The sequence below is a fragment of the Methyloglobulus sp. genome, from assembly GCF_040079455.1.
Lineage (GTDB): Bacteria > Pseudomonadota > Gammaproteobacteria > Methylococcales > Methylomonadaceae > Methyloglobulus.
The window spans coordinates 34,071-40,070 of the sequence record NZ_JBEBKJ010000028.1 but is presented as its reverse complement, the minus strand read 5'-3'; the positions used below and the strand labels follow the sequence as shown (position 1 = coordinate 40,070).

Here is a 6,000-nt window from a genome sequence, read left to right as displayed (position 1 = left end):
TTCTTCAACACCACAATGTTTACAGATTGCCATAGCCGCGCCTCCTTTGGATTAAGGAAGTTACTATAGCCAAAATGTATCTTTATGTAAACACTCTCCAATATTGATGCTGCCGGTATAAGTGGTGCCCAAGGGATTGCCAAATGCATCGGTACTGACAGGCCCAGGGCCTGCGACACCATAACCGCCACCGCCATCCATGATTTGCACCGTGAAATCTTGTGGACAGAAGCCGTCATTGGCACAACTGGCTGCGCTACCCCGTTCGTTAGCGCCATCAGGTGCGTTGTTGATTGGGAATTTGTCATGAAAGACATAAACCGACATTTGTGCTGTCGGAATGGGGTTGTTTTCGGTAGTCACTTCAACGGTGGCGTTGCCGCTAGCATCCAGCGTTACCATAGCGCCACCGATAGAATGACCCTCATAAGGCAATACCGAAACAAATACACGCTGATTAGGTTGTAGTTGGGCACTTTCGATAGTTGCAGTATCGGCGGCACTTTGGCCTTCCGCCAATACCGGTGCATCACTGTTATGAAAGCTCAAGGACAAGGCATTGACATCACGAACGCCAGGCTTTGTGGGGTGTGAACTATCGGTTTCCACCAGATAGCGAAACCCAGGGACGGCAGTCCCCGCGTGGTCAACTACCGTTAAATTGCTTGCTGCCTGCGCATCTGTCAAAGCCAGCGCACCTAGCAACGGTAAGGCGAGAGCCAGCCTAATGCCGTCTCTTAACCGATTCGCTTTAAATTGTATTTTTTTCATAATTATTAAGTCTCATTCTAATGTTTACACATCCATTAATAGCATTGCTGCGCTGTTTGCCGGACATCCGTGCCAGAATCAAACTACTTTTCACAAAACTATAATGGTTCAAATTCTTCCTTGGTCGTGCCTTGAAATTGATGTAACTTTCTCGACGAGACCTGAGAGTCTGAGTAACCCTTGTAACCAGCATATCTCTACATTTCGTGGCGATAAATAGGTACAAATACCTACAGCCAGATAACCAAGAAGATTTTTAGCTAAAGACAGCTTTATTTATCATAGAGTTAACTTTTTAATTTAAGGTAATACATTACAATTGTGTAACTCCACGCGGGACGGGGTTTGAAACCCCGTCCCTAACGTTTTCGCAAAACTTAAATGACATGGCTGCGCTTAATCAACGTGAAACCTACAGACGGGGCAACATGCCCCGTCTGGCTGAAGTTTATATCCCCTCATCCCGACCTTCTCCCTCAAGGGAGAAGGGGCAGATACTTGTGTAGATACTCACGCGGGACGGGGTTTGCAACCCCTTCCCTAACGTTTTCGCAAAACTTAAATGACGTGGCTGTGCTTAATCAACCTGAAACCTACAGACGGGGCAACATGCCCCGTCTGGCTGAGAGGATCAACGGTTTTCATCCCTCAATGCCTGGAACTCTAGGCAAAAAAAAGCCAGGCCTTATAACAGACCTGGCTTTCAATGAAAGTGTTAACGTATATCTTATGTTACGCTTTGGTTTGAAGCCTTACCGTCTTCGGCTGACAACAAATAATCCAACCATAAATTAGACAGTTTTTCCTGCACGGTATTTTGTCGCAGCCGTGCATTAAGATGAGGAAAATCAACCCTGTCCAAATCCTGGTCTTGGTTGTAGCAGGAGTATACGAAGTATTCCTTGCCAGTTTCAGGTTCAACATGTTTGCACAAACACTGGGCACAAATGCCTTTCATCATGCATTGCATCGGTGAATTGATTGAACCAATCGCATGATGGGCTTTTTTGAGGTACGGTTTCAAAACATCATAACGGGCCGTTTTTACCGCCGCCATCATGCGGTCAGAACCGATGACGATAAGGTGATCGACATCCGCCAGGGAAATGGGTTGCTCGCCCAAGTCGCCTTTGGCGTAAGCAACCATACACTCCAAAATATTACCAACGAATGACTTGTCCTGTGGACGGTTTGGGTTGATGGCTTGTACATTTTCGCCTTTATCGACAGACCAAATCACAAGATCCGCCGCCTCTTCCACATCTTCAATTTTGAAACGATCCTGACCGAATTTATAACCCGCAAAGTAAATCACCTTATTGCCCGCCGTCCGCAAGGCTTTGCCGATGGAGAACAATACCGCGTTGCCCAAGCCGCCGCCTATCAGCAGCACGGTTTGTCCGGTGGGAATGTCGGTAGGTGTACCCGTTACGCCCATGATGACTAGCGGATCGCCCACCTTCCAACTTGCGCACAAGCGCGATGATGAACCCATTTCTAGAGCAATCAATGAGATAGTTCCTTTTTCCTTATCGACATCTGCACCTGTCAATGCCAAACCTTCCGAAGTAAGTACCGTGTTTTCGATCACGGGCGCGTGGGCTTCAAAATTCTGCACCCGGTAAAACTGACCGGGAAAAAATTTCTCCGCAGCCATCGGGGCTTTAACTACGACTTCAATAATAGTCGGTGTTAAGCGATTTATTGCCACGATGGTTGCGGTAAAAGCTTCATCAAGCTTAGCAAACAGCTTGGTCAAAGAAGCATTACGTTCTGCTTGCTGCGACGGATTTAACTTCGCCAGTTCTTTTTCAAACAGTTTAACAATATACGGATAACCGTTTTTTGCACTGGCCATCGCCTTGACGACATTACCCGCATAAACCGGATGATTATCACCATAGAAGCTAATATATTTGCCGTCTTTATGGTAAGAAGTCAGCGGAGCTGGCTTGCCCAGTTTAGGTGCTTCTTCATCGTGCATTGGCACTAATGTCATGTCGCCGTCTTTATATTCCGGCTCATAACGCTGGAAGAACCATTTATCCATAACAAAGGTATCTGGATATTCGCTTTGATAGATCGTATTCGGTGACGTACCGGCAGCGATATAAAGGCTGCGCAATGGGACTTTTACGGTTTGTCCCGAATTGTTCCAGCGGCCTTCTTCTGATACTAGTTTTTCAAATTCGACCGCATTCAAATGACCATATTCATCGGTCAATGCGCTTAGCGGACTCATACCTTCGGCGAGTGCAATACCTTCTTCCAAGGCTTCGGCAATTTCCTCATGGTTTTGTCTATAGGCTGGGGCATCTTTCATGCCTTTACGGTAGAACAAGGTTACGCCACCCCACTTTTCTACCAAAGGCTGAAAGTTCGGCAGCTCTCCTGCTGCTTCGGCGCGTTCGCGTTCAGCTTTGATTGCCCTGCCATGCACCAAAAACTCATCCAGAATAATGGCCTCTTCCTTATCGTAACGACCTCTAACGGTGTCTTCACCGTAAAGCTTGACTAATGCCTGGTAACGGGTGAGCGTTTTTTCGACCTGAACGGGATAATATGCCATCAATTCCGTGGCGGTATCAATCGCTGTCAAACCGCCACCGATAACGCCAGCAGGTAAACGCACCTGCAAGTTCGCCAACGATGAAGCCTTGGCTGCCCCAGTCAATTGCAACGCCATTAAAAAATCAGAAGCTTTGCGAATGCCGCGTATCAAGTTGTTTTTCAGGCCTATAATGGTCGGTTTACCGGCTCCTGATGCGAGACAAATATGGTGGAAACCCATCTCCCAAGCATCGTCAATGGTGATCGTGCCGCCAAAGCGTACACCGCCGTAAGCACGAAAGGCTTGCCGTCTTAATAAGGTAAGGTAAATCACTTTCAGGAAGTTCTTGTCCCAACGCACGGTGATACCGTACTCTGCTACACCACCGAAACCAGCCAAAATACGTTCGTCGAGTTGTTCGTAGAGTTCTTTGAAATCTTCAATAGGCTGCGGCAGTGTGTTACTGCTACCTGTCAGGTAGGTGGGCAATGGCTCAAGTTTTAGCGCATCTATTCCGGCAACACCAAAACCTTCATTCAGCAAATAATGGCTCATGGTGTAACCCGCAGGCCCCAAGCCCACCACCAGCGCATTCTTGCCGTTATATGGCAACATGTATGGTCTTTTGACATTCAAAGGATTCCAACGCGTCAACAAGCTGTAAATCTCAAAGCCATACGGCATGAATAACACATCCGTCAGCACATTGGTTTCGATTTGCGGGATGTTGACCGGATCAGTTTTTTGGTAGATGCAGCCCTTCATACAATCGTTGCAGATACGATGCCCAGTACCTGGACACATCGGGTTGTCGATGATGATGATCGCCAACGCGCCGATATTGTCGCCATTGCGCTTGACCAAGTGCATTTCGGAAATCTTTTCATCCAACGGACAGCCAGTCGTCGTGACACCCAAAGGATCGATTTTAAAAAGATTGGTTTTTTTATTAATCATGCCTTTGGAGCAAGAATCGGTATCGCGCTCATGGCAATAAATACAATGATCGACTTCCGATAATACCTCTCGCTCGTTATAACGCGGGTCGGTCAGCTTAAAACCATCGCGGCGGCGGCGATGTTTTAATTCGCCCATCCAGGTCGTGAATTCCCCTTTATCGACGACATCATGCTCGACCAGATGACTGAAATCGCGTTTTTCCGGAAATTTAAAACTGAGCCATTTCTCACCAATTTCAGGATTTTGCTGCGCGACAACACTCCAACGCTGCACACAATCCATCAAACCGTATACAAAATCAGCCGATTCTGCTTGTGCTATGACATCCTTAAACTCAGGCGCAGCCTGCGAATGTATTGCTAACTTATTACGCAAGTTTGTTACAACAGCCTCGGCATTTTGATAATCGCTCTCTTTACCCTTTGCGATTAACTTGTAATGCGTCGATAACAAGCCAATAACAGCGCCGACTTGTGCCACGCGATGTTCGGGATCATTATCTTTGTTGGCTTCGGGAAATCCCGCCGCAACCAACAAATCAAAACGTTTATCGATTGCAACCTTATCCCACAAACTGACATCCTGATCCTTAAAAGCCAGGTTCAGCTTAGCAACGACTTCATTCTTATAGGCAAAAATGCTCGCAAACTCGTCCTTGATTTTTTCAGCTTGTGCTTGATGTTGCTTGGTCACGTTAAATAAAGTCGCGACAAACTGACCAACATAAGGCCCCATGCTAACCAATAGACCGGATAATATCTCTGGTGCTAAGCCTTCACCTTGATGTTGCCTATAATCAGCGTATCTATCGAATAAGTCAGCGTCATGTTTTTTTACGGACGCATCGAACACATCCAGCAAGTCTTTGAGGCGGCCTGAGTCATAAAGATCAGCATAATTAAAACCAGAGATTCCAAGCGCAAGGTCGTTTTGTTCCATAATTCCTAAATTCGTAATGTTCAACACAGTTAATTTCCGTGTCGAACAATATTATTACGATCTCTTGAGATCGGGTGAAAAGTTCGATTAAACAGGGCATTGTAAGTAAAAATGGTGCTCTTTGCCATCGTTTTACAAGCAAATCAAACAATATCAGATGGATATATCCTAAACTACCTATTGATTAGACGATACGGATGAAATAACGAAACGCCGCCTCATCAATCAAACCTTAACGTTAGCTTAAATTTTGGTTTATACTGACCACGCTAAGATTCATCAATCGGCAATTTTATGGGGGTTTTATGCTTCTAGGAAACAAGACTTATCTTGTGCTGCACAAGAGTGCAGTACATTTTGTTTTATTAGGGGTTCTGTTGATATTTTCTCTGCCGTCGATGGCCGATGAGCGAATAGGTTTAGTGAAAACCTATGAACCCAAAGCTTCGGTTATTCGACAGGGGGCTGAAACCGCTCTGGGAGTTGGTGCGGAAATTTTCAAGGGCGACACAATTGTTACCGACTCCAGCGGAGCTGTCGGTATTATCTTTAATGACGGTGCTGTGCTAACTCTAGGGCCTAGCGGCAAATTAATTGTTGAAAACTTTCTTTTTAACCCCGCTGAGGCAAAAGTTTCCTTCCTATCACGGGTAATAAAAGGCTCGGTTGCGTTTGCGTCAGGTGCCATTGGCAGGATTTCCCCAGGTTCTGTGCAATTTAAAACCCCAACCGCAACGCTGGGTTTGCGCGGAACAAAAATCTTGATTAAAGTGGATTAA

The 6,000-nt window shown here is 46.0% G+C and carries 3 protein-coding genes; 1 reads left to right on the top strand and 2 read right to left on the bottom strand.

Annotated elements, in window-relative coordinates; translation table 11 throughout:
• Positions 1-63: 63 nt before the first annotated feature.
• Positions 64-771: a hypothetical protein gene (locus tag ABL924_RS08190; RefSeq protein ID WP_349026595.1), complete on the bottom strand. Its 708-nt coding sequence runs from the start codon at positions 769-771 to the stop codon at positions 64-66.
• Positions 772-1,498: 727 nt separating this feature from the next.
• Positions 1,499-5,221, bottom strand: a complete 3,723-nt coding sequence (locus ABL924_RS08185) for a pyridine nucleotide-disulfide oxidoreductase (protein ID WP_349026594.1) — start codon at positions 5,219-5,221, stop codon at positions 1,499-1,501.
• Between the two features lie 305 nt (positions 5,222-5,526).
• Here ABL924_RS08185 and ABL924_RS08180 point away from each other — a divergent pair, with 305 nt between their 5' ends.
• Positions 5,527-6,000, top strand: a complete 474-nt coding sequence (locus ABL924_RS08180) for a hypothetical protein (protein WP_349026593.1) — start codon at positions 5,527-5,529, stop codon at positions 5,998-6,000.